Raw genomic sequence first — 25,304 nt, forward strand, 5'->3', positions numbered from 1 at the left:
AAAAGCGTCCGAGGCCGGGTGGCGGAGGCCGCCGCGATAAATCGCGGCGGCAGCGGCGCGTCCCGTCAAGGGTGGGCCTGAAACAGAAAGGGGGGCTGTCTGCCCCCCTCGCGCTGACGCGCTCACCCCCCGAGAGTATTTGGACAGAGGGCAAGGGCACGAGCTCTCGGCCCAAGAGTCCCGCCCCCTTTGCGCTTTGCGCAAATACTCCCGCCGGAGGCCCTTGACCTGAAGCCGGTTGGCCGCAGGCCAGAGGCGAGGATAAGTCTTGCGCCGCAGGCGCGCCTTTGGACCCGGCGGGCGCTCAGAAGAAGGCCTGCAACCCGGTCACTGCCCGGCCAAGGATCAGCGCATGAACGTCATGCGTGCCCTCATAGGTGTTCACCGTCTCGAGGTTCACCATGTGGCGCATGATCTGGTAATCTTCCTGGATTCCGTTGCCGCCATGCATGTCGCGCGACAGCCGCGCCGCCTCCAGCGCCTTGCCGCAATTGTTGCGCTTGATGATCGAGATCATCTCGGGCGCGGCATTGGCCTCGTCCAGCAGGCGGCCGACACGCAGGCAGGCCTGCAACCCCAGCGAAATCTCGGTCATCATATTGGCGAGCTTCAGCTGGTAAAGTTGGGTCTGCGCCAGGGGCTTGCCGAACTGCTTGCGGTCCAGGCCATATTGCCGCGCCGCCCCCATGCAGAACTCCGCCGCCCCCATCACCCCCCAGGCGATGCCATAGCGCGCCCGGTTCAGACAGCCGAAGGGGCCTTTCAGACCCTCGACATAGGGCAGCAATGCCTCTTCACCGACCTCGACATTGTCCATCACGATCTCGCCGGTGATCGAGGCCCGCAAGGACAACTTGCCGCCGATCTTCGGCGCGCTCAGCCCCTTGGTGCCCTTGTCGAGCACAAAGCCGCGGATCTTGCCGCCATGCGCCTCGGACTTGGCCCAGACCACAAACACATCCGCGATGGGCGCGTTCGAGATCCACATCTTGGCCCCGTTCAGCACATAGCCGCCCGCCGTCTTCTTCGCCACGGTCTTCATCCCCGCCGGATCGGAGCCCGCATCCGGCTCGGTCAGGCCAAAGCAGCCGATCCATTCGCCCGAGGACAGCTTCGGCAAGTACTTCTGGCGCTGCGCCTCGGTGCCATAGGCATAGATCGGGTACATGACGAGCGAGGATTGCACCGACATCATCGAGCGGTAGCCCGAATCCACCCGCTCGACTTCTCGCGCGATCAAACCATAGGCGACGTAGGAGGCGCCGAGTCCGCCATATTCCTCGGGGATCGTGGCGCCCAAGAGGCCCATCGCCCCCATCTCGCGGAAGATCTCCGGGTCGGTGGATTCCTCGCGGAAGGCCGCGATGACGCGCGGCTGCAGCTTTTCCTGGGCATAGGCGCGGGCAGCCTCGGAGAGCATCCGCTCTTCCTCGGTCAGCTGGTCGGCGAGGCGAAAGGGGTCCTGCCAGTCGAAGCGCCCCAGATCCGGCGCATCCTTGGCTTTGAGTTTCGGGCGATCGGTCATGTCTGCCTCCATCATTCTTTCCTGACATCTGCCACAAAACCCGTCACAATGCCATCGAAACGACCTCACCAAACCATGAGGAAACCTCATATGCTGGCCCGGCGCTATCTGCCTTCGATCCCATCGCTCCTGGCCCTGGAGGCGGTGGAGCGGCTCGGCTCAGCCTCGGCCGCCGCCGCCGAACTGAACCTCACCCAAGGTGCCATCAGCCGCCAGCTGCAGGCGCTGGAGGGGCAGCTTGGCGTCACCCTGATCCTGCGCGAGAAGAACCGGCTGCGCCTGACCCCCGCCGCGCTGGATTTCGTGACCGAGGCGCGCCGCGCCCTGCAGCGCCTGTCGCAGGCCTCGCTCACCTTGCGCGCCAATCCGACCGGCGGCTCGCTGAACCTCGCCATCCTGCCCGCCTTCGGCATGCATTGGCTGGCGCCCCGGCTGGCGCGGTTCGCAAGCCTCCACCCCGAGGTCACGGTGAACCTCTCGACCCGGCTCAAACCCTTCGACTTCACCGACAGCGCCTTTGACGCCGCCATCCATTACGGGCGGCAGGACTGGCCCGGCACCGAGGCGCTGAAACTGACCGAAGAGGAAATCCTCGCCGTCGCCAGCCCCGCCACGCCGCCGCTCAGCACTGCGGCGGAGGTGCTGAGCCTGCCCCTCCTGCAACTCGAAAGCCGCCCCGGCGACTGGGGCCGCTGGCTCGCCCATCACGGGCAAGCCAACCTGCGCCCGCCGGCCATGTTGTTCGACCAATTCGCCACCATGCAGCAAGCGGCGATCCACGGCATGGGCGCCGCCCTCCTCCCCCTGTTCCTCATCGAGCGCGACCTGGCCGAGCGCCGCCTGATCCCGCTTTTCGGCCCCCCGATCCGCGCGCTTGGCGCCTATTACCTCGTCTGGCCGAAAGACCGCCCGCCGCGCGCCCCTCTGACCTCCTTCCGCGCCTGGCTCGCCCAGAACCTCTAAGCACCCCCGCTCCCCCCTTCATTCAGACCCAAATATCCCGGGGGTGAGGCCAGAGGCCGAGGGGGCAGAGCCCCCTTTCTTGCCCTTGCATTTGATCAAACCCGCGGTCAGATTGCCCCCGGGATCCCCACCGCAGGAGAGTGCCATGAAAATCGGAGACGTGTCGTTCTGGTATGCCGACATCGGCCTGCCCGCCACGCGCCGCCCGGCCCTGCAAGGCGACGTGACGGCGGATGTGGCGATCATCGGGGCGGGTTTCACCGGGCTCTGGACCGCCTGGTATCTGATGCAGGCGCAACCCGACCTGCGCGTGGTGGTCTTGGAGCGTGAATTTGCAGGCTTCGGCGCCTCGGGGCGCAATGGCGGCTGGTGCATGGGCACGCTGTCCTGGGATCACGAGCGCTATGCCAAGACCCATGGCCGCCCTGCCGTGCTGGAGATGGCCCGCCACCTGGAAGGCACCGTCGAAGAGATCATCCGGGTCTGCGAGGATCAGGGCATCGACGCCGATATCCTGCGCACCGATATCCTGATGTTTGCCCAGAACAAGGCCCAGATGTCCCGCATGACCGCCGAGATTGCGCATCAGCAGCATTGGGGCCAGGCGCACCGGGTCCGGGCTTTGTCGCCCGAACAGATCGCACAGCGGATCGCCTTGCCAAAGGCCAGAGGCGGCATGGCGCTCTCCGGCGTGGCGCGCATCCAGCCCGCCAAACTGGTCCGCGGCCTCGCCGAAGCGGTCGAGCGGGCCGGGGCGGTGATTTATGAGGACACCGCCGTCACCTCCTATGACAAGGGCGAGGTCGTGACCCCCAAGGGCCGCATCAAGGCCCCGATCATCCTGCGCTGCACCGAAGGCTTCACGCCCGGCTTTCCCGGCCATGAGCGCGACTGGATCCCGCTCAACTCGGCCCAGATCGCCACGCCCGTCCTGCCGCCCGAGGTCTGGGCCAGGATCGGCTGGGACAACCATGAGCTGATCGAGGATGCCGCCAATTCCTATTGCTACTGCCAGCGCACCCGCGAGGGGCGCATCACGGTGGGCGCGCGGGGGGTGCCCTACAAGTTCGGCTCCAAGATGGACAAGAACGGCGAACCCGATGCCGAAACCATCCGCCGCCTGACCGAGACCCTGCACCGCCACTTCCCTGCGGCCGCGCCCTACGGCGTCGAACATGCCTGGTGCGGCGTCATCGGGGTGCCGCGCGACTGGTGCGCCACGGTGGGGCTGGACCGCGACACCGGGCTTGGCTGGGCGGGGGGCTATGTCGGCGTGGGGGTTTCGACCTCCAACCTCGCCGGGCGGACGCTGGCCGATCTGGCGCTGGGGCGGCAGACCGAAATCACCGCCCTGCCCTGGGTCAACCGCAAGGTCCGCAAATGGGAGCCCGAACCCTTCCGCTGGCTCGGCGTGCATCTGATGTACACGCTCTTGCGCATCGCCGACACGCGCGAGGCGAAGCTGGGGATCGGCCCGTCGAAATTCGCGGCCTTTGGCAACTGGCTGACTGGGCGGCACTGAATGGGCGGCACTGGCCGCCCGCTTTAGGCGCCCAGAACCGCCAGCTGGGTGTCGGCGGATTTCTGGATGTCGGCCAAGGTCAGGCTTTCGATCAGCACGAGGTAGGACCAGAAGACCTCGGCAAATACCTTGCGGATCCGGCAGGTCTCCTCATCCGAGCAATCCTCGCAGCGCTGGTAGGCGCGGCGCGACAGGCACGGCAAGGGGGCGATCGGTCCGTCGATCATCCGCAACAGCTCGGAAATCGAGACGGCTTCCGGCGCCTTGATCAGCTGATAGCCACCCGAGCGGCCCCGGGTCGAGGCGATGATCCCGGCATTGCGGATTTCCAGAAGGATATGTTCCAGAAAGCGTTTGGGCGCGCCGGAACGCTTGGCGATCTCTTCGATCGTCAGGGCCTCGGGCGCGGGCTTGGCAGCCTCGTCCGACAGGGTCAGAAGCGCCTTGAGCGCGTATTTCATCTTCTGCGTGATCATCGTTCAGACCTAGACGTTAGGCGGCGCAGAATCAACGCGCGGCAGGTCAAAAACGCCAAAGTTTATCGCGGAAAGTCGCTTTGCCCCCGGATCAGGGGGCCATTCCCGCCGCGCGAAGGCGCCCTCGCCCCATGCATTGCGGCGCGACAGGCTGATCTGCCTTAATCTTGTCTGAATTTTTCCACTTTGCGCAAAATACCCGTCCAACTTCCGCCCCACCGCACCCGTAGTCACGGGACAAGTTTATGCGCCATTAGCCTTCGGGCAGGTCGGTATTGGAGAACCACGATGACGAACTATGCAGGGACTTCCGGAAACGACACCCTGACCGGCTCCACCGGAAACGATTCTCTGACCGGCGTCGATGGCAATGACATTCTTTACGGCGCCGCGGGCAACGACAGCCTTTACGGCGGCAACGGCGATGACACCCTGTCGGGCGGCGCGGGCAGCGACCTGATCGACGGAGGCCTGGGTTTTGACTGGCTCGATTACTCGGCCTCGACCGCAGCGGTCACGGTCAGCCTGGCCACCGGTCTGGGCACCGGCGGTGATGCGGGCAACGACACGATCACGGTGGGCACGGTCGAGGCGATCCTCGGCTCGGCCTATAACGATTCCCTGACCGGCGACGGCTTTGCCAACTGGCTGAAGGGTGGCGCGGGCAACGACAGCCTTTATGGGGCTGCGGGCGACGACACGCTGACCGGCGGCACCGGCAACGATGTCATCGACGGCGGCGCGGGCAATGACACGGTGGACTATTCGACCTCCACCGCCGGGGTCAACGCCACGGTCAACGGCTCGGCCAACACCGGCGGCGATGCGGCGGGCGACATCCTGACCACGGTCGAGAATCTGATCGGTTCCAACTTTGCCGATACGCTGATCGGCGACGCCGGCAACAACGCGCTTTACGGCGGCTCCCTGGCCGACACCTTGAGCGGCGCTGCCGGCAACGACAGCCTTTATGGCGGCTCCGAGAATGACACGCTGCAGGGCGGCGCGGGCAATGACCTGCTGGATGGCGGCACCGGCACCGACACCGCCGATTACACCGCCTCGACGGCAGCGGTTTCGGTGAGCCTCGTCACCGGGCTCGGTTCGGGCGGCGATGCGGGCAACGACACCCTGACCGCGATCGAGAACCTGACCGGCTCGGGCTTCAACGACACGCTGATCGGCGATGGCAATGCCAACGTGATCTCGGCTGCGGCGGGCAACGACAGCATCATCGGCGGCCTTGGCGCCGATACGATCGACGGCGGCGCGGGCAATGACACGCTGGATTATTCGGCCTCGACCGTCGGCGTCAACCTGACCGTGGGCGGCGCAGCTGGCACCGGCGGCGAGGCTGCGGGCGATGTCGTCACCAACATCGAGACGGTGATCGGCACCGGCTTCAACGACACGCTGGGTGGCGACGCCTCCAACAACGCGCTTTATGGCGGGGTCGGCAATGACAGCCTGTCGGGGGCTGCGGGCAACGACAGCCTTTATGGCGGCACGGGCGATGACAGCTTGACCGGCGGCGCCGGCAACGACGTCATCGACGGCGGCACGGGCAATGACACGGTGGATTATTCCGCCTCGGCCGCGGGCGTCAGCATCACGATCGGGGGGGCGGCGGGCAGCGGCGGCGATGCGGCGGGCGATCTGATCACCAATGTCGAGACGCTGATCGGTTCGGCTTTCAATGACACACTGGCCGGCGATGCCGGCAACAACGCGCTCTACGGCGGCGCCCTGAACGACAGCCTGACGGGTGGCGTCGGGGCCGACACGCTGGATGGCGGCGCGGGCACCGACATCGCCGACTACTCGACCTCTTCGGCGGCGGTCAATGTGACGCTCGGCGGCACGGGCACCGGCGGCGATGCGACGGGCGACGTGCTTCTCAACATCGAGGGCCTGACCGGTTCGGCCTTTGCCGACACGCTGACCGGCGATGCCAACAACAACCTGATTTATGGCGGCGCGGGCAATGACGTGCTGAACGGCGGTGCCGGGGCCGACACGATCGACGGTGGCAGCGGGATTGACACCATCGACTATTCGACCTCGAGCGTGGCGATCAGCATCACGGTGGGTGCCGGCTCGGGCACCGGTGGCGATGCCACCGGTGACGTCTTGAGCAATATCGAGGCGGTCACCGGCTCGGCCTATAACGACACGCTGGGCGGCGACAGTTCGGACAACACCCTGAGCGGCCTTGCGGGCAATGATTATCTGAGCGGCGCGGCCGGCAACGACTCGCTCTATGGCGGCGCCTCGAACGACACGCTGATCGGCGGCGCGGGCAATGACAGCCTGGATGGCGGCACCGGGTCGGATACGGCGGATTACTCGGCCTCGAGTGCTGCGGTCACCATCAACCTGACCACCGGCACCGCCTCGGGCGGCGATGCGGCGGGCGATACGCTGGTCAGCATCGAGAACATCATCGGCACGGTCAACGCCGACAACATCACCGGAAATGCCTCTGACAACATGCTGAGCGGTGCGGCCGGCAACGACAGCCTTTATGGCGGCGACGGCAACGACTATTTCATCGGTGGCACCGGCAACGACCTGATCGTCGGCGGCAACGGCTCGGACACGCTGGATTACAGCGCCTCGACCGCGGCGCTGACCGTCAACCTGGGCGCCAGCACCATGTCGGGCGGCAGCGAGGGCACCGACACCTTCAGCGGCATCGAGAATGTCGTGGGCGGGGCCGGCAATGACACGCTGATCGGCGATCTGAACGACAACACGATCCGCGGTGGCGCGGGGGCCGACAGCCTGACCGGCGGTGGCGGCAGCGACACGCTGGATTACAGCGGCTCCTCCGCCGCGGTGACGGTGGACCTTTCGGCCGGCACCTCCAGCGGCGGCGATGCCGATGGCGATGCCTACACCGGTTTCGAGAATGTCACCGGGTCGGACAACAACGACTCGCTGACCGGCGATGCCAATGACAACGTCCTGAGCGGCGGCCTCGGCGATGACCTGATCATCGGCGGCGACGGCATCGACACGGTGTCTTACGCCAGCTCGCAGGACGGGGTGTCGCTCAACCTCACCAACGGGTTCGGTGCTTTCGGTCAGGCGGCGGGCGATTACGTCACCGGCGTCGAGAACATCACCGGCTCGGCGATGAACGACACGCTGACCGGCGACGCCAATGACAACGTCCTGAACGGCGGCGCGGGCGATGACCTTCTGTCGGGCGGCGATGGCAATGACACGCTGATCGGCGGCGCGGGCAACGACACCTTCACCGTGAGCAGCCTGAACGATCAAATCGTCGAGAATGCCAGCGAAGGCGTCGACACGGTGCAGACCTCGGTCAACTGGACCCTCGCCGACAATTTCGAGAACATCCTCCTTCTGGGCACGACTGACCTCAAGGGCACCGGCAACGCCGGCGACAACGTGATCACCGGCAACTCGGGCTTTGGCGGGATCATCGGCAGCCGGGGCTATAACCTGCTTTCCGGGATGGCGGGCAATGACACGCTGATCGGCAACGGCGGGGATGACACGCTGGACGGCGGCACCGGCAACGACTCGATGGTCGGCGGCCTGGACAATGACCTTTACGTGGTCGACAGCGCCGGTGACGTGGTGGTCGAGGGCTCGGGTCAGGGTCTGGATACCGTGATGACCTCGATCAACTACACGCTGGGCACCTATGTCGAGAACCTGATCCTGACCGGCACCGCCGATCTGACCGGCACCGGCACCTCCTACACCAACGTCCTGACCGGCAACGAGGGCAACAACCTGCTGCAGGGCATGGCAGGTGATGACACGATCAACGGCAATGACGGCAATGACACGCTGGACGGGGGCACCGGCAACGACGTTCTGAACGGCGGGGCGGGCGATGACTATTACATCATCGAGGCCAGCGGCGACAAGGTGAACGAATACACCGGTGGCGGCACCGACACGGTCCAGAGCTCGATCAACACCACATTGAGCCTGTACATCGAGAACCTGATCCTGACCGGCGCGGCCACCAGCGGCACCGGCAACGGCGGCGCCAATGTGATCACCGGCAGCGGGATCGCCAATACGCTGTCCGGTCTGGTCGGCGATGACACGCTTTACGGCGGGGCCGGGGACGACACGCTCAACGGCGGCACCGGCAACGACATGATGTATGGCGGCCTGGGCAACGACAGCTACATCGTCGATTCCGCCGACGATCAGGTTTTCGAGGACGCAAGCGCCGGCACCGATGTCGTCAACAGCGCGATCACCTGGACGCTCGGCGCCAATTTCGAGAATCTGGTCCTGACCAGCAACGCCAATGTCCTTGGCACCGGCAACACGCTGGCCAATACGATGACCGGCAATTCCGGCGCCAACCTGCTGTCGGGGCTGGATGGCAACGACACGATCTACGGCGGCGGCGGCAACGACACCCTCGACGGCGGCACCGGAGACGACAGCCTGGTCGGCGGCGCGGGCAATGACACCTATGTCATCGACAGCCTGAACGACGTGATCGTCGAGGTCACGAATGGCGGCACCGATACGATCGTCTCGGATTTCGCGGTCAGCCTTGCGGCCAATGTCGAAAACCTGACCTACACCGGCACCGCCGACCTGACGGCGAACGGCACGGCGGTCGCCAATGCCCTGACCGGCAACAGCGGCAACAACCTGCTCAACGGTTATGCCGGCAACGACTCGCTTTATGGCGGGGCGGGGAATGACACGCTCAACGGCGGCGCCGGCAACGACGTGCTTTATGGCGGTCTGGGCGACGACATCTACTATGTCGACTCCGCCACCGACCTGATCATCGAATATTCCAACGCCGGCACCGACACGGTTTTCGCCTCGATCAGCTATTCGCTGGTGGGCCGCAACGCCAGTATCGAGAACCTGACCCTTCTGGCCGGTGCGGCGAATGCGACCGGGGACGAAGGCGTCAACCTGATCAACGGCAACGGGGCTGCGAACCTTCTGCAGGGCATGGGCGGCAACGACACGATCTATGGCGGCGACGGTTATGACACGCTGGATGGCGGTACCGGCAACGACAGCCTGATCGGCGGCAATGGCAATGACACCTATGTGGTGGATTCGCTTGATGACGTGGTGGTCGAGGTGTCGGGCGGCGGCAAGGATACGGTCATCTCCTCGGTCACCTATGTCCTTGACGTCAACCTCGAGAACCTGACCCTCTCGGGCAACAAGGCCGTCAACGGCACCGGCACGATCAATGCCAACGTGATGAACGGCAACACCGCGGCCAACCTGCTGAGCGGTCTTGACGGCAACGACACGATCTTCGGCGATGCCGGCAACGACACGCTGGACGGCGGCACCGGCAATGACAGCATGTCCGGCGGCCTCGGCTCGGATACGTTCATCGTCGACAGCGCGACCGATATCCTGGTCGAGAACGTGGGAGAGGGCACTGACACCGTGGTCTCTTCGGTGGCCTGGACCCTGGCCGACAACTTCGAGAACCTGACCCTCAGCGGTCTTGCCAATATCAACGGCACCGGCAATGCGGTGGCCAACGTGATGCTGGGCAATGCGGGCAACAACCTGCTGATGGGCCTCGATGGCAATGACTCGATCACCGGCGGCGCGGGCAATGACACGCTGGACGGCGGGATCGGCAACGACAGCCTGATCGGCGGCACGGGCGACGATCTTTATTATGTCGACGCCGCCAACGACAAGATCACCGAACTGGCCAGTGGCGGCTTCGACAGCGTGATCTCCACCGCGACCTATACCCTGTCGGTCGAGATCGAGAACCTGACCCTCACCGGCACCGCGGCGATCAATGGCACGGGCAACATCTCCAACAACCTGATCACCGGCAACAGTGCGACCAACCTTCTGTCCGGCGGTGCCGGCGCCGATACGCTTGTGGGTGGCACCGGCAACGACACGCTGGACGGTGGCAGCGGCAACGACAGCCTGGTGGGCGGCACCGGCAACAACACCTATGTCGTGGACTCGGTCCTTGACGTGATCGTCGAACAGGCCGATCAGGGCACCGATCTGGTGATGAGCTACACCAACTGGACCCTGGGCGACAACCTCGAGAACCTGACCCTGGTCGGCACCCTGAACGCCAGTGCCACGGGCAACGCCGGGGCCAATGTGATCACCGGCAACAACTATGCCAACCGGATCATGGGGATGGACGGCGACGACACGCTGACCGGCGGCAATGGCAACGACACCGTGGCCGGCGGCGAGGGGGCGGACCATTTCGTCTTCAACTCGATCTCGGCCAGCGGCACCGACACGATCAGCGATTTCAACACGCTGGACGGCGGCCCGGCCGAGGGCGATGTGCTGGAGTTCCACGGCCTTCTTGTCGGCGCCTTCGCCTATCTGGGCAGCGGCGGCTTCTCGGGCGGGTCGGACAATTCGGAAGCCCGCGTTCAGGGCTCGCAACTGCAGATCGACATCAATGGCGATGGCAAGGCGGATATCCTGATCAACATGACCGGCCTGACCAATGCCAACCAGCTGCACGATACCGACTTCCTCTGGACCTGAGGCGGTCTGACGGAAAAGCGAAAGGGCGCCGGAGTTTCCTCCGGCGCCCTTCTGATTTGGCGGCCCACGGGCGCTGCCGGACCGCGATCAGGCCTTAAGCAGAGCCTCGATCTCGGCCCTGGCGGGCATCGAGGGCGCAGTGCCGGCGCGGGTGACCGAGATGCCGGCGGTGGCCGAGCCGAAGCGGACGGCATCGACCGGGTCCATCCCCTCGGCCAGAGCCGCGGCAAAGCCGCCGTTGAAAGCATCGCCCGCCCCGGTGGTTTCGACCACCGGCCCGGCCTTGAAGGGCGGGACATGGACGGTGCGGCTGCCGTCGTGGAACAGGGCACCCTTGTCACCCAGCGTGATGATGACAGCCCCTGCCCCCATCGCGCGCAAGGCGCGGGCCGCAGCCTCGGCCTCGGCGACGGTGGTGACGGGCAGGCCGGTCAAAGCCTCGGCCTCCGATTCGTTGGGGGTTACGTAATCGCAAAGCGCCACCGTGCCCTCGGGCAGGCTGGCCGCCGGCGCCGGGTTCAGGATCGTCGTCACCCCCGCCGCGCGCGCCATCTGCAGCGCATGGACCGCCACCGGAATCGGCTGTTCCAACTGGGTGATGAAGACCTTGGCCCCGCGGATCAGGTCGGCATTGGCGTCGATATCGGCATTGGTGATCTCTGCCGCGGCCCCGGGCGAGATGATGATGGCATTGTTGCCGGTGCCATCCTCGACAAAGATATAGGCCGCCCCGGTGTAGCTTTTGGGGTCCTGCGTGATCGCGGGCTTCACCCCGGCCTTGGCCCAGGTGGCAAGGGCCATGTCGGCAAAGGGGTCCTGACCCAGACGCGAGATGAAATGCGTCTCGGCCCCGGCCATGGCCGCGGCCACCGCCTGGTTGGAGCCCTTGCCGCCCGGCCCGAGGACAAAGCTCTTGCCGAGGATCGTCTCGCCCATCTTGGGCTGGCGCGGGGCCCGGTAGGCGGTGTCGGCGACAAAGACGCCGAGGATGACAACGCGGCCCATCAGTTCGCCCTCACCACCGCCTCGGGCGGGATCACGCCCTTGCGGAAGATGAAGCAGCCATAGAAGCGCCGCTCGCCGGTCTGGATCACGGCATAGGCTTCCTTGGCGCGCTCGTAGAAATCAAAACGCTCGATCGACAGCATGGTGCGGGGCTGGCCTTCGGCGGCGTTGATCACGGCCTGAACCTCGGCCTGCACCGGTTCGATCTGGTCGGGGTGACCCACAACTTCCATCCGGGCGGCGAAATCCTCGACAAAGGTGTCCAGCGGCAGCAGCGACAGAACCGCCTCGGCGGCCTCGGCGCAGGTGAGGTTGTCCATCCTGAGAAGCTCGCCCAGCACGGTCTGGCGCGCGATGGCATCCGAAGGGAAGTTGGTGTCGGCGATCACCAGCGTATCGCCATGGCCCATGGCACGCAGGGCGTAAAGCACCTCGGCATTCAGCCGGTTGTCGATCTTCTTGAGCATATGTCCTCCGCAGGGCTTCCTTGGCGGGCCGCCGGGGGTTTTGCACCCCCGGACCCCGCAGGATATTTATAGACCGATGAATGGGGTATTGGCGAGGCTCAGGCCAGAACCTCGCGCAGGGTTTCGGCGAGGGCAAGGCCGAGGGCGACCTGGGCTTCGGCCTCGTAGTGGATGCCGTCCACCGGGCTGACCGCGATGTGCTGGCCAGCGTCGAAGAAATCGGCCTGCAGCCGGGTCGCCATGCTGGCGATGGCCGCGGCGAGGTGCTGCGACTTGGCGGCACCGCCGGCGAACATCTGCGCCAGACAGCCGGTTTCCAGAATCGGCGGCGGGGCGATGATCAAGACCTTGGGCGCGGCCCCGCCGGGCCCGGCGCCCGAGGCGCGGATCAGGCGGATCAGGCGATCAAGGCAGAAGGCGATGTCGGCGGCGCTGACGTGGAAACAGTTCTTCAGGTCATTGGTGCCAAGCTTGACGATCACCAGATCCAAGGGCTTGTGGCTTTCCAGCAGCGAGGGCAGCACCCGGATGCCGCTTCGGTGCGGGCCCTCCATCGGGTCGTCATGCACCGTGGTGCGGCCGGGGTGGCCTTCGGCGATGACCTCGAAGCCCGTGCCGAGGGCCTGCGCCATGACCGAGGGCCAGCGCGCCTCATGCCCAAAGCGGCCGGCGCCGTCGAGGTCGGGCATCGGCTTTGTGCCATGGGTGTTGCTGTCTCCGAAGCAGAGGATCGTGCGGGTCATCCGATGCGCGCGCCGCTCTCGCCATCGAAGAGGTGGATGAGGCCGGGCATCGGCGCGAGGTGCAGGGTCTGGCCGGGGGTGAAGGTCTGGCGTTCGCGCACCACCACGGTCAGTTCCTGTTCACCGGCACGCAGGACGAGGTGGATCTCCGCCCCGGTCGGTTCGACCACGACGACGCTGGCCGGCATGCCCTGATCCGAAAGCGTCAGATGTTCGGGGCGGATGCCATAGGTGATCTTGCGGCCTTCGACCACACCCGAAGCCGCGGGCAGCGGCAGGTCGATGCCCGGTGCCACGAAGCGCCCGCCCCTGACCACGCCGGCGATCAGGTTCATCGCGGGCGAGCCGATAAAGCCCGCAACGAAGGTGTTGGCCGGGGTGTCGTACAGCTCCAGCGGCGCGCCGATCTGGCTGATCCGGCCATCGCGCATCACCACGATGCGGTCGGCCATGGTCATCGCCTCGATCTGGTCGTGGGTCACATAGACGGTTGTCGTGCCAAGCCGCTGATGAAGCTCGCGAATCTCGGAGCGCATCTGGACGCGCAGCTTGGCGTCAAGGTTTGACAGGGGCTCGTCGAAGAGGAAGACCTGCGGGTCGCGCACAATGGCGCGGCCCATGGCGACACGCTGGCGCTGGCCGCCCGACATGGCGCGGGGATAGCGGCCGAGGTAGGGCGTCAGGCCGAGGATCTCGGCGGCGCGGTTCACCCGGCGGTCGATCTCGGCCTTGTCCATCCGCGCCATCTTCAAGGGGAAGCCCATGTTGGCCCCCACCGTCTTGTGCGGGTAAAGCGCGTAGTTCTGGAACACCATCGCGATGTCGCGCTGCGCCGGTGGCAGGTTGTTGACCACCCGGTCGCCGATCGAAATCGTGCCGCCGGAGATGCCTTCAAGCCCCGCGATCATCCGCAGCAGGGTGGATTTGCCACAGCCCGAGGGCCCCACCAACACGACGAACTGGCCGTCCTCAATATCGACATTGACCCCGTGGACGACTTGCAGCCCCCCATAGGATTTCACCAGATCGCGGATCCTGACCTCGGCCATCTTGCCTCCCCAGCAGAAAAATCCCCTCCCGACACCCGGTCAAACCGGGGCGGCCCGTCAAATTCGTACCCCAGCCCAAAGGCGCTGTCCATCATCTAGCACGCTAACATGTTAGAAGCTTGACTTGAGGGCGATGCCAAGGGAAAGTCCCCCCAAGTCCGGCGCGATCCGGACCAAGGATGCGGGAAGCGCCGATCAGAATGCCCAAAAGGGTGCAGGCTTTCCGAGACCCAAACCCGCCCGTCGCGGCGGACCCAAAGCGGAGGAAAGAATGAAAGTCGATCTCTACAACTATGCCGTGCAGGCCGGGCTGACCCGGCGCGGCGTGCTGAAAGGCGCGGCCTCGCTCGGCGCGCTGTCGCTGATGGGCGGCCTGATGGGCGCGCGTCCGGCCCTGGCCGATGACGCCCTGCGCCAGCAGATCCTCGCCATCCCGGGCGTGGGCAAAGGCTCTCCCACCGATGCCGATTGGCAGAAGGTCGGCGAGCTGTGCCTCGGCGCCACCAAGGCCAGCGTCAAGGAAGGCGAATTCGCCGGCGTCGAGCTGACCTTCATGGGGCTGAACAACCAGAACCTGCACAACCTTCTGTTCCGCGGCTTCCTGACCTCGTGGGAGAAATACACCGGCGCCAAGATCAACTGGATCGACCTCGCCCAGGCCGACTACAGCCCGCGCCTGCAACAGGCGATCGCGACCGGCACCGTCGATTTCGACATCATCGAAATGGGCGCCCCGTTTGAAGGCGACACCGCCGGCAAGGGCCTGCTGGACGAGATGCCGGATTGGGTCAAGGCCCAGATCGACATGGACGATTATGTGAACTACCTCAAGGCGCCGGTCGGCACCTGGGATGGCAAGACCTACCGCGTCACGGTGGACGGCGACTGCCACACCTTTGCCTACCGCAAGGACTACTTCGGCGAGGGCTCGATTTCCGGCATGAAGGACGCCCCGACGACCTGGGCGCAGATCGCCGAATATTCCGGCAAGGTGCATGGCCAGAAAGACCCGCTGACCGGTCAGGACGCCGTGGGCTTCCTCGACCCGCTGAAAGGCTGGGGCGGCTTCGGCTTCTACTTCCTGGAAGACCGTGCCACGGCTTATGTGAAATACCCCGGCAACCCGGCCTGGCTGTTCGAGCCGGACACCATGAAGCCGATGGTCAACAACCCGGGCTGGGTGCAGGCGATCCAGGACGTGATGGACAACATCAAGAACCTGCCCGCCGACCAGATCAACGCCGACCCCGGCACCACCGCCTTCCAGCAATTCCTCGCCGGGACCGGCTCGGGCATCTGCTGGTGGGGCGACGTGGGGTCGAACTCCAAGACCTCGGACAGCTCGGTCGTGGGTGATGTCGTGGGCTTCTCGATCAACCCCGGTGCGGACAAGGTCTACAACCCGACCACCGCCGCCTGGGAGACCCCGGCCACGCCGAACTTTGCCCCCAACATGGCTTATCTCGGCTGGGGCATCTATGTGACCAACCGGGTGTCGAAGGACGAGAAGAAGCGCAAGGCCGCCTGGTCCGCCGCAGCCCATCTGGGCGGCAAGGACATCAGCCTGTGGACCGCCGCCTATCCCTCGGGCTTCCAGCCCTACCGCAACAGCCACTTCAACTATGACGAATGGGCTGCGGCCGGTTACGACAAGGCCTTTGTCGAGGATTACCTCGGCTCCAACGCCGACAGCTACAACCACCCGAATGCCGCGATCGAACCGCGGATCCCGGGCATCTTCCAGTACTACTCGGTCGCCGAGGACGAACTGGCCAAGGGCTATGCCGGTCAGTACAAATCGGCACAGGAAACCGCCGATGCGATTGCCGCCGCCTGGGAGAAAATCACCGACCAGATCGGGCGCGAGGGGCAGATCAAGCTCTACAAGGCCTCGCTCGGCATGTGACATTTCGGGAAGATGGGCATATTGCCCATCCTACCGGACACCGGCCACAAGAGGGGCATCCGTGCCCCTCAAACCGTCAGGCCGATCGTCGGAGGGGGCAGCCCCGTCCTGATGTGAGGCCGACCTCAAGCAGGGCAAGCGGCCCCGCGTGACGGAACCGATCGGGGTGCGCCGCAACCGGGGCGCACCCCATTTTCAGCAGGCAGCAGGGGCAAGAGCTTGAGCGAAGGCGATCTTCTTCACGTCGTGGAAACCGACAATATCACCCCGACCCGGCGCGGTCTGGGGCTGGCGCTGATCTGGGGCTCGGCGGGGGTGATGGCCTTGGTGGCCGCGGCCCAGGCGCTGCAGTCCTGGGGCGGGTATGACTTCGGCTTCGTCAACTGGCGGCCCACGCTTTACGCCTATATCCTTTATGCCATCTGCTTGTGCTGGGGCCAGGTGCTGATCAAGGGCGAACAGGGCAAGCGCATCCTTTTCGTGTTGCCGGCGGCGCTGTTCGTGATCTCGATGACGGTGTTTCCGCTCTTGTTCGGCCTGATCATCGCCTTTTCCTCCTGGAACCTCGCCTCGCCCGATGGCCGCCAGTTCAACGGCATGGCGAACCTCGTGCAGATGTGGCACGACCCCTTCTACTGGAACGCCCTGACCAACATGATCTGGTATGTGCTGGCGATCCTGCCCGAATATGTCGTGGCCTTCGGCCTCGCCCTGATGCTGAATGCCGAGATCCGCGGCCGCAAGTTCTTCCGCGTGGCTTTCCTTCTGCCGCTGATGCTGTCCCCCGTGGCGGTGTCCTGGATGATCGGCAAGTCGATGATGGAGACGCGCTTCGGCCCGCTCGCCACGCTGGCCCGCCATCTGGGCTGGGACAACCCGTCGTTCTTCTCCTCGCCCTGGATCGCCAAGGCGACGATCATGCTGATGGATGCCTGGACCTTCATCCCCTTCATGATGATCATGATCCTCGCCGGCCTGCAGGGTATCCCGAAAGAACTGCAGGAGGCCGCCCGCGTCGATGGCGCCACCGGCTGGCGCGCATTCTGGGAGGTGACCTTCCCGCTGATGCTGCCGGTCTCGATCACCTCGGTGCTGATCCGGCTGATCTTCAAGCTGAAGCTGGCCGATATCGTGATCAACGTGACCTCGGGCGGGCCCGGGGGGGCGACCGACACCGTCACCAGCTTCATCTTCCGCGAGTACCGCGACCGGTCCAACGTGGGCTATGGCACGATGCTGGCCATGGTCTACCTGGTGATCATCATCATCGTCATGACCCTTCTGATGAAGGCCGCTGACCGCTACATGAAGGCAAGCACCTGAGATGACGACACAAATTTTCCGCGACAGTGCCGCCGACTCGAGCTTCCGCGCCAAATGGTGGACGGGGCGAGTGGTGATCTACGGCCTGCTGATCTTTTGGGCGATCGTGGCGCTGTTCCCGATCTACTGGACCATCTCGACCTCGTTCAAGATGGCGCCGGATGTGATGAAGGGGGCCTTGCTGCCCTGGTGGGATTACCAGCCGAAATGGCTGGGCTGGAAATCGCTCGGCCTGTCGCCGGAAACCATCGGCCAGCCCTCGACCGTGCGGGGCGAGTTCCTGCGGCGGTTCTGGAATTCCTCGGTCATTTCGGTGTCGTCGTCGGTGCTGGCCGTGGCCTTGGGCAGCCTGGCCGCTTACGGATTATCGCGCTTCAGCTACAAGTTCCTGTGGATGAAGAACGCCGATATCTCGTTCTTCTTCCTGAGCCAGCTGATCCTGCCGCCGGTGGTCCTCGCCCTGCCCTTCCTGGTGCTCTACAAGGAGCTGGCGCTCTTGGACACCCAGATCGGGCTGATCGTCCTCTACACGTTGTCGGTGCTGCCCATCGTGATCTGGATCATGCGCGACCAGTTCGCCGGCATCCCGACCGAGTTGGAAGAGGCCGCAATGGTCGACGGCCAGACCATCTGGGGCGCCTATATCACGATCATCCTGCCCATCGCCTTGCCGGGCATGGTGGCGGCGCTGATCCTGTCACTGGTGCTGACCTGGAACGAGTATTTCTTCGCAGCGCTCCTGACCTCGACCTATGCCAATACGCTGCCGGTGATGGTGGCGAGCCAGACCGGCAGCCAGGGGATTTCCTGGTGGTCGATGGCGGCGCTGAGCTTTGCTGCGATTCTGCCGCTGATCATCATCGGCGTCGGGCTGGAGCGCTTCATCATCAAGGGCATGGCGGCGGGTGCGGTGAAATGAGGCCCGATTTTTCTGCGAAAAATCGCTCTATCCTGCCGCCGTCAGGCGCTGAATTTTCGCAGAAAATTCGTGGGGCAAGCAGATGCTGAAAGGCATCGACCAAAGGCTCAGCGCCGAGATCGTCCATGTCCTGATGCTGATGGGCCATGGCGATGACCTGGTGATCTGCGACGTGAACCACCCCGCCACCACGATTGCCAAAGAGACCACCTATGGCAAGCTTGTCGCCATGCCCGGCTGCGATCTTCTGACCGCGACCGAGGCGATCCTGAGCCTGATGCCGCTCGACACTTTCGTTCCCGCCCCGGTCTCGCGGATGCAGGTGGTGGGGGCGCCGGACACCGAATTGCCGCTCTTCACCCGGATGGCCGAGACCTGCTCCCGGATCGAGGGGCGCGAGATCCGGCTGATCCCGCTGGAGCGTTTCGCCTTCTATGCCGCGGCCAAATCCGCCTTCGCGATCATCCGCACCGCGGATTCCGGGCCCTATGGCTGCTTCATCCTGAAAAAGGGCGTGATCGACCTGCCGCCTTTGTAATCCGGCGTGCGCGCTTGGTGAGCCTCGGAGGGTTTCACACCCTCCCTTGCGCCCTCTCTTCGACCTTCAGGCACATGGCTCATCCGTGGGATATTTGCCTCTGGATGGAGGGGTCAGAGGCCCAGCAGCGTCTTGAGATGTGACAGGATGACGGCGACACCGGCCTCGCCCTGGGCTTGCGTCGCCTTGGGGGCACTCTGGGTGTACCAGGTGGCGTTTTCCTTCATCCGCTCCGGCGCCACCGTTTCGGGAGCGAGCGCCAGCATCAGGGCGGTTTCGCCCTCGCCGGCATGGTCGAAGGGGAAATGCCGGGACACCTCGGGCGGCATCAGGGGGTGGATGGAGATCCAGTTGAAGGGATTGTCGCCCTGGGCATGGCCTTCGTAGTAGCTGTCCATGCTGGCAGAGCCCCACCAGCCCTCGCCCCGCGTCACCTCCAGATGGGCGAAGACCGCCTGGCGCGCGGCGAGGCGGAAGGCGAGGTCGGTGGGCATGCCTTGGGCGAAATTCTCGGTCTGGTGGTGGATCACGCCATGGATGTTGCGAAAGCCCACCTTCAGGAGCGCGGCGAACAGGGCCTGCGCCATGGGCAGGAAAACCGAGGCGTCGATATGGAGCGTGCCGCTGGCGGGCCCGGCCACGGCATGGCTGGCCGCGCCATAGGCAAAGGGCGGCAAAAGGATCAGCCGCTCTGGCGCCTCGGCTTCCAGCCGGTCGAGGCACCGGGTCACGGCCAGAAGGTCAACGCCAAGCGGCAGGTGTTCGCCATGGTACTCCTGCACCCCGATCGCCAGAACCAGCGGCGTGTTGGCGGCGATGGCCGCGCGCAGGTGATGCGGGGTCAGAAGCTCGTATCTCATGTCAGGGCCGCCATGAGGTCCTTCGTCCGCTCGTAAAGTGCGCGGAAGATCGGGTATTGGCGGGTATAGGCGTCGTGGCTTTGCGCGGCCACCACCTCCTCCACCGGGTTCCATGTGGCGATGTCGCCGGGCTGCGCCAGACCCACGGCAAGGGCCGCCAGATAGGCGTCGCCATAGCTTGCCCCCGTGGTTACCCGGCACAGGCTCTGGTCCAGCCCGGTCATGTCCGAGGTCGTCTGCAGCCAGGGCCTATTCTTGGTGCCGCCGCCGACGGCCAGCACGCGCTGCGGCGGGCTGCCAGCCTCGGCATAAGTGTCGGTGATCTGGCGGGTGGCGGCGGCGATGCCTTCCAAAGCGGCGCGGTAGATCTCGCCCCTGCCATGGGTCAGGTTCAGACCGAAGAAAGTGCCCTTGGCCTGCGGGTCGTGCAGGGGGGTGCGCTCGCCCGAGAAATAGGGCAGGCAGATCAGGCCCCTGGCGCCGGGGGGGCAGGCCTCGGCCTCGGCCGTCAGGGTGGCAAAGGCGCTGTCCTTGGGCAGGTCGCGGGCAAAGACATCGCGGAGCCAATGGGTCAGCGTGCCGGAGGTCGCAAGCCCCGCCATGGCGGCATGGCTGCCGGGAGCGAGCCAGGGCGCATGCCAGAGACGGGCATCGGTCGGGCGCGGAATGCCGGTGATCTCGATGATGAAGATGGTCGAGCCATACATCATCATCATGTCGCCCGGGCTGGAGACGCCGACCGAAACCGCCTCTGCTGCCGCATCAATCGTCCCGCAGGTCACCGGGGTGCCCGGGGCCAGACCGGTCTCGCGCGCGGCTTCCGCCGTGACATGGCCCGCAATCTCGCCAGACCACATCATGCGCGGCAGCATCTCGGGCGGGCAGATATCGGCCAGATCAAAGCACCAGTCCTGCCGCTCCATATCGTAGAGCGGAGAGAAATTGGCGGCGGTGTAATGGTCGATCACCGTCTCGCCGGTCAGCTTCAGGGTGAGGTAGCTGGTGGAGGTGACGATGCGCGCCGTCTTTTCCCAAAGGTCGGGGCGCTGGCGGCGCAGCCAGAGGATCTTCGGTCCGACCGATTGCGAGGTCAGCGCATTGCCGCAGCGCGCTAGGATGACATCCGCGCCGATGGCGGTGTTCAATTCCGCGATCTCGGCGCTGGCGCGGGTGTCGACGCCGTAGAGAACCCCGTTCATCAGGGGATTGCCAGCGTGATCCAAGGGCAGCATGCAGGGCCCGATGGCCGAGGTCGCCACGGCCTTTATCTCTTCAGGTCTTACCTGAGATTGCGCCAGCAAGGCCTTGGTGATGAAGACGAAATCGCCCCACCAGTCTTCCTCCGCGCGGTGTTCGGCCCAGCCGGGCTGCGGGACGATCATCTGGTGAGGGCGGGCAGCCTGCGCCACGATGCGGCCGGTCTGGTCAACCAGCACGCCCTTGGATTCGAAGGTGCCGATGTCTACGCCAAGGGTCAGGTTGCGCAAGGGTTCCGCCATCAGTCACGCTCCAGTTTCATCGCCTTGGGGATGCGGGTCAGTGCCGCGTCCAACAGCTGCACCAGCCCGGCCAGATCGCCGAGGTCGCAGCATTCTACCGTCGAATGCGAATGGCGCATCGGGAAACCGACGTCGATCGATGCCACACCGTCGCCCAGGAGTTGGACGTAGCTCAGGTCGGTCAGAACCCCGACCTGGGCCGAGCGTTGCAGGGGCAAGGCCAGAGCCTCGGCACTGTCCTCCATCAGGCGGACCAGCGCAGGATGCGGGATCACCCCATTCAGGGTGCCGCGCCCGTGGAAGGAGTAAAGGCTGATCCCCGGCCCGCCGCCGAGGGTCATCTCGCCCCGGTCGGCCATGTCGGGGGTATCACATGCCAGCATCAGGTCGATCTGCACCGCAATATCGGGGCAGAGGTTTTGCGCCGCCACCACCGCGCCGCGCAGGTTGAACTCCTCCTGCACCGACCAGACCAGATGCAGGGTCGGCCCCGCCTGCCCTGCCCGCGCCCGTGCCAGTTCCAAGAGCGCCGCGCAGCCGGCCCGGTCATCGACCGAGGTGCCGGCAATCCGGTCGCCGGCCAATTCGATCACCCGGCCGGCATAGGTCACTGGCGTGCCGATGCGGATGCCCGCAGCCTCCACCGCCGCTTTCGAGCCGTGGCCGGTGTCGATGCGGATTTCTGGCGTGGTCAGGACCTTGTACTTCTCCTCCGGCGTGGTGGCGTGGTGGGCCTTGTTCATGATGATGCCGGCCACAGGCCCCTTGGCGCCTGACAGCACCACCTCCTGCGCCGCCATCGCGCGCTCAGAGACGCCGCCCATCCGCTCCACCCGGATCAACCCATCCGGCTCGATCTTGCGGACGAAGAATCCCAGCTGATCCATATGGGTGAAGACCATGACCGAGGGCTTTTCGGGGTCGCCCGGGATCGTGGCGATCAGGTTGCCCAGCCGGTCGGTGCGATGGACAAGCCCCAGAGCACCCAGCCTGTCGCGCAGCCAGGCGGCCACCGGCTCTTCATGGCCCGAAAGGCCGGGGATCAGCATCAGCGCCCGCAGATCCTGCCGGAGGCGGGATTTCATGCGCCGACCCTCGCACCCTCACGCGCAGCGCGGGCGGTGGCCATGAAGTCCAGCGCCCGCTCGGGGTCGATCGCATTCCAGGTATGGCCGTCGTATTTCAGGGCCGAGCCCACGACGCAGCCATCCGCCACCCGCAGCACATCGGCGACGGTGGTGTGTTTCACCCCGGTATTGGCCAGAACCGGCGTGTCGGGCAAGACGCGCTTGACCGCCTCCAGATCGGACATCGCCGCGGCCTCTCCGGTGATGGCACCGGAGACCAGCACCGCGTCCGGGATCGAGGAGAACACCGCCGAGCGCGCCCGGTCGGGCAGGCTCCTGCGGTCCAGGCTGTCGGCAAACTCGGCGCTGACGTTGTAGAGCATGGCCAGGTCCTGCCGCCCGAGCCGGTTGCGGTAACGCATCGCGGCGCCGGCATTGGGGGTCCAGGGGCCCATGTCGCTGGCATAGGTGCCGGTGAAGATCTCGCGCACGAAATGCGCGCCGGTGGCGGCGGCCAAGGCCACGGTGGCCATCGGGTCCCAGAGGACATTGACGCCGAATGGCACGGTGATCTCGGACTTCAACGCGCCAATCACCGCCGCCATCGTCGCGGTCGAGGCGGTATCGACCTGAAACTCGTAGGGCCGGTCATTTTCGTTGCCGAACATCACCGCATCGAAGCCCGCCGCCTGCAGCGCCCGCAAATCGGCCTGGGCCGCCGCCAGAAGCCCCATGATCCCGGCCGAGGCATCGTACAAGGGGCTGCCCGGCAGCGCCCCCAGATGCACCATGCCGATCACTGGCCGTGTCGACCCGAACACGGATTTGAAATTGCCCATCTTTCCCCCCTTCGGCCGCACAAAGGGAATGTACGGCCCGCCGATTCATACTAGCATGTTAGCCACGCGAGCGGAGGAGATGCAATTGAAGACAAGGGTCTGGGACCGTCAGGGCAAAGGCGCGCTGACATTTACCGAACTGGGGTTTGGCACGGCGCCGATCGGCGGGCTTTACCGGCCGGTCGCGGCGGATGACGCCCATGCGACGATGACCCGGGCCTGGGATCTGGGCCTGCGCTATTTCGACACCGCACCGCTTTATGGCCTCGGTCAGTCCGAAACCCGGCTGAACCGCGCGCTGGAGGGGCGCAAAGGCCATGTCGTCTCCACCAAGGTCGGGCGCCTCTTGCGGACCTTGCGGCCCGGAGAGGAGCGCGATGGCATCGGCAAGTGGTTCAATGTGCCCAACCGGAAAGAGATCTACGACTATACCTATGACGGGGTGATGCGCTCGGTCGAGTTCAGCCTGGAGCGGAGCGGGCTTGACCGCTTCGACATTCTCTATGCCCATGATCTGGATATCTTCAACCACGGCAGCCAGGCGGCGCTGGATGCGAAACTGGCCGAGTTCATGGCGGGCGGCTACAAGGCGCTTCTCAGTTTGCGCGATCAGGGCGTGGTGCGGGCCTTCGGGGCAGGTGTGAACGAATGGGAACCGGCGGAGTGGATGGCCCGGCGGGGCGATTTCGACATTTTCCTGCTGGCGGGACGCTATACCTTGCTGGAACAGGAGGCGCTCAATTCCTTCCTGCCGCTCTGCCTTGAGCGCGGCATCGGCGTCGTGGTGGGCGGGCCTTATAACTCGGGCGTGCTGGCCACCGGGGCGCGGCCCGGGGCGTTTTACAACTACGACGTGGCCCCGGCCTGGGTTCTGGAAAAGGTCGCAAGGATCGAGGCGGTCTGCGCGCAATATGCGGTGCGGCTGGTCGATGCGGCCTTCCAGTTCCCGCTGCAGCACAAGGCGGTGCTCTCGGTCATCCCCGGCGCGCAGGGCGTGGCCGAGGTCGAGGCGAACGCCCGCGCCGCCTCCGCCGTGATCCCCCCCGTGCTCTGGGCGCATCTGAAGGCCGAAGGCCTGCTGCGCCCCGACGCCCCGACCGAGGGCCAGCCATGATCATCGACAGCCATCAGCACTTCTGGAACCCCGCGCGCGGCGATTATGACTGGATGCCCAAGGGCGATCCGGTGCTTGACCGGGTCTACCGGCCGGGCGATCTGGTGGGGGCCTTGGTGCGCCACCAGATCGACGGCACGGTGCTGGTTCAGGCCGCTGCCACCACCGCCGAGACGGAATACATGCTCGGCCTCGCCGATGCGTCCGATTTCATCAAGGGCGTGGTGGGCTGGGTCGATTTCGAGGATCCCGGCCAGAGGGCGACCCTGGCGCGCCTGAAAGGCCATCCCGCCTTCAAGGGCGTGCGCCCGATGATCCAGGATATTCCCGACGACAACTGGATGCTGCGCGAGGATGTGCAATGGGCTTACGGCGCCTTGCAGGACCTTGACCTCACCTTCGACGCGCTCGGCTTTCCGCGCCATCTGGCCAATTTCCTGACCTTGTTGAAGCGCTATCCGAACCTGCGCACCGTGATCGACCACTGCATGAAACCGCAGATCCGCACCCCGGAGGCCTTTGACTTCTGGGCCGAGGGCATGGCGCGGCTGGCGGGCGAGACCGGGGCTTGCGTCAAATTCTCCGCCCTGATCACCGAGGCCGACCCCGATTGGTCGGTCGAACTCCTCCACCCCTATGTCGACCATATCCTGAAGGTCTTCGGCCCCGAGCGTGTGATGTGGGGCTCGGACTGGCCGGTCTGCCGCCTGCGGGCCGAATATGGCACCTGGCTCCACGCCGCGCGCCACCTGACGCAGGGCCTGCCCCTTCCGGCGCAAAAGCAGATCTACGGCGGCACAGCGGAGAACTTCTACGACCTGTAATTCTGCTTTTCCCTTTGCCCTCTGTCGCAATACTCCGGAGGGGTGCGCAGCAGGTTGCTCCGCAGGAGCGAAGAACCTGCGGAGCGGTGGGAGGCTGGACTCCCCGCCCGTCAACAGGCGACCGGGTGGAGAAAACGCCC

At 65.4% G+C, this 25,304-nt stretch carries 19 protein-coding genes; 9 read left to right on the plus strand and 10 right to left on the minus strand.

All coding sequences use genetic code 11. The features are described from left to right. Window positions 1-304: 304 nt before the first annotated feature. A complete protein-coding gene (locus AC1DVR_RS05250) occupies window positions 305-1,525 on the minus strand; it encodes an acyl-CoA dehydrogenase (protein WP_477999482.1) in 1,221 nt (406 codons plus the stop codon). 90 nt (window positions 1,526-1,615) lie between these two features. Between AC1DVR_RS05250 and AC1DVR_RS05255 the strand changes: the two genes are divergently transcribed. Both AC1DVR_RS05255 and AC1DVR_RS05260 read left to right on the plus strand, forming a co-directional pair. Continuing rightward, a complete protein-coding gene (locus AC1DVR_RS05255) occupies window positions 1,616-2,488 on the plus strand; it encodes a LysR family transcriptional regulator (protein ID WP_477999483.1) in 873 nt (290 codons plus the stop codon). Window positions 2,489-2,633: 145 nt separating this feature from the next. Next, window positions 2,634-4,010, plus strand: a complete 1,377-nt coding sequence (locus AC1DVR_RS05260) for an NAD(P)/FAD-dependent oxidoreductase (protein WP_477999484.1) — start codon at window positions 2,634-2,636, stop codon at window positions 4,008-4,010. 23 nt (window positions 4,011-4,033) lie between these two features. Here AC1DVR_RS05260 and AC1DVR_RS05265 read toward each other — a convergent pair whose 3' ends face one another. Further along, complete coding sequence (locus tag AC1DVR_RS05265; protein WP_477999485.1) at window positions 4,034-4,486, minus strand: RrF2 family transcriptional regulator; 453 nt, start codon at window positions 4,484-4,486, stop codon at window positions 4,034-4,036. 288 nt (window positions 4,487-4,774) lie between these two features. Between AC1DVR_RS05265 and AC1DVR_RS05270 the strand changes: the two genes are divergently transcribed. Continuing rightward, window positions 4,775-11,011, plus strand: coding sequence for a hypothetical protein (locus AC1DVR_RS05270; RefSeq protein WP_477999486.1), 6,237 nt, complete (start codon window positions 4,775-4,777; stop codon window positions 11,009-11,011). An 87-nt stretch (window positions 11,012-11,098) separates the two neighbouring features. On the opposite strand, the gene rbsK is transcribed toward AC1DVR_RS05270, so the two are convergent. From rbsK to AC1DVR_RS05290, 4 genes are all read right to left on the minus strand, one after another. Beyond that, on the minus strand, window positions 11,099-12,016 hold the full coding sequence (gene rbsK / locus AC1DVR_RS05275; RefSeq protein ID WP_477999487.1) for a ribokinase: 918 nt from the start codon (window positions 12,014-12,016) through the stop codon (window positions 11,099-11,101). Then, a complete protein-coding gene (locus tag AC1DVR_RS05280) occupies window positions 12,016-12,483 on the minus strand; it encodes an RbsD/FucU family protein (protein WP_477999488.1) in 468 nt (155 codons plus the stop codon). The genes rbsK and AC1DVR_RS05280 overlap by 1 nt, the downstream gene beginning before the upstream one ends. A gap of 98 nt (window positions 12,484-12,581) precedes the next feature. After that, the gene (locus AC1DVR_RS05285) at window positions 12,582-13,226 is read right to left on the minus strand and encodes an SGNH/GDSL hydrolase family protein (RefSeq protein ID WP_477999489.1); all 645 of its coding nucleotides are present in this window, start codon (window positions 13,224-13,226) and stop codon (window positions 12,582-12,584) included. Then, a complete protein-coding gene (locus tag AC1DVR_RS05290; protein WP_477999490.1) occupies window positions 13,223-14,275 on the minus strand; it encodes an ABC transporter ATP-binding protein in 1,053 nt (350 codons plus the stop codon). The genes AC1DVR_RS05285 and AC1DVR_RS05290 overlap by 4 nt, the downstream gene beginning before the upstream one ends. A gap of 271 nt (window positions 14,276-14,546) precedes the next feature. On the opposite strand from AC1DVR_RS05290, the gene AC1DVR_RS05295 reads away from it, so the two are divergent. The 4 genes from AC1DVR_RS05295 (at window position 14,547) to AC1DVR_RS05310 (ending at window position 18,961) form a co-directional block, all read left to right on the plus strand. Further along, window positions 14,547-16,181, plus strand: a complete 1,635-nt coding sequence (locus AC1DVR_RS05295; protein WP_477999491.1) for an extracellular solute-binding protein — start codon at window positions 14,547-14,549, stop codon at window positions 16,179-16,181. A gap of 219 nt (window positions 16,182-16,400) precedes the next feature. After that, window positions 16,401-17,504, plus strand: a complete 1,104-nt coding sequence (locus AC1DVR_RS05300) for a carbohydrate ABC transporter permease (protein ID WP_477999492.1) — start codon at window positions 16,401-16,403, stop codon at window positions 17,502-17,504. A 1-nt stretch (window position 17,505) separates the two neighbouring features. Next, window positions 17,506-18,423 carry a carbohydrate ABC transporter permease gene (locus tag AC1DVR_RS05305; protein WP_477999493.1) on the plus strand — a complete coding sequence of 306 codons (918 nt, stop codon included), beginning with the start codon at window positions 17,506-17,508 and terminating at the stop codon, window positions 18,421-18,423. Window positions 18,424-18,505: 82 nt separating this feature from the next. Then, window positions 18,506-18,961: an RbsD/FucU family protein gene (locus tag AC1DVR_RS05310; protein ID WP_477999494.1), complete on the plus strand. Its 456-nt coding sequence runs from the start codon at window positions 18,506-18,508 to the stop codon at window positions 18,959-18,961. Window positions 18,962-19,074: 113 nt separating this feature from the next. Here AC1DVR_RS05310 and AC1DVR_RS05315 read toward each other — a convergent pair whose 3' ends face one another. The 4 genes from AC1DVR_RS05315 to AC1DVR_RS05330 are packed head-to-tail and all read right to left on the minus strand — an operon-like array spanning window position 19,075 to window position 23,226. Further along, window positions 19,075-19,821 carry a creatininase family protein gene (locus AC1DVR_RS05315; RefSeq protein WP_477999495.1) on the minus strand — a complete coding sequence of 249 codons (747 nt, stop codon included), beginning with the start codon at window positions 19,819-19,821 and terminating at the stop codon, window positions 19,075-19,077. Next, window positions 19,818-21,320 (minus strand): FGGY-family carbohydrate kinase, encoded by a 1,503-nt coding sequence (locus AC1DVR_RS05320; RefSeq protein ID WP_477999496.1) that lies wholly within the window; start codon window positions 21,318-21,320, stop codon window positions 19,818-19,820. The genes AC1DVR_RS05315 and AC1DVR_RS05320 overlap by 4 nt, the downstream gene beginning before the upstream one ends. After that, entirely contained in the window at window positions 21,320-22,405 is a 1,086-nt protein-coding gene (locus AC1DVR_RS05325) for a M42 family metallopeptidase (protein WP_477999497.1), read from the minus strand. Before AC1DVR_RS05325 ends, AC1DVR_RS05320 begins: the two co-directional genes overlap by 1 nt. Then, window positions 22,402-23,226: a BtpA/SgcQ family protein gene (locus tag AC1DVR_RS05330; RefSeq protein ID WP_477999498.1), complete on the minus strand. Its 825-nt coding sequence runs from the start codon at window positions 23,224-23,226 to the stop codon at window positions 22,402-22,404. Before AC1DVR_RS05330 ends, AC1DVR_RS05325 begins: the two co-directional genes overlap by 4 nt. A gap of 79 nt (window positions 23,227-23,305) precedes the next feature. On the opposite strand from AC1DVR_RS05330, the gene AC1DVR_RS05335 reads away from it, so the two are divergent. Continuing rightward, window positions 23,306-24,340 (plus strand): aldo/keto reductase, encoded by a 1,035-nt coding sequence (locus AC1DVR_RS05335; protein ID WP_477999499.1) that lies wholly within the window; start codon window positions 23,306-23,308, stop codon window positions 24,338-24,340. Beyond that, window positions 24,337-25,164 carry an amidohydrolase family protein gene (locus AC1DVR_RS05340; RefSeq protein WP_477999500.1) on the plus strand — a complete coding sequence of 276 codons (828 nt, stop codon included), beginning with the start codon at window positions 24,337-24,339 and terminating at the stop codon, window positions 25,162-25,164. The genes AC1DVR_RS05335 and AC1DVR_RS05340 overlap by 4 nt, the downstream gene beginning before the upstream one ends. Window positions 25,165-25,304: the final 140 nt, after the last annotated feature.

This window comes from Rhodobacter sp. P2_H5 (genome assembly GCF_056403335.1).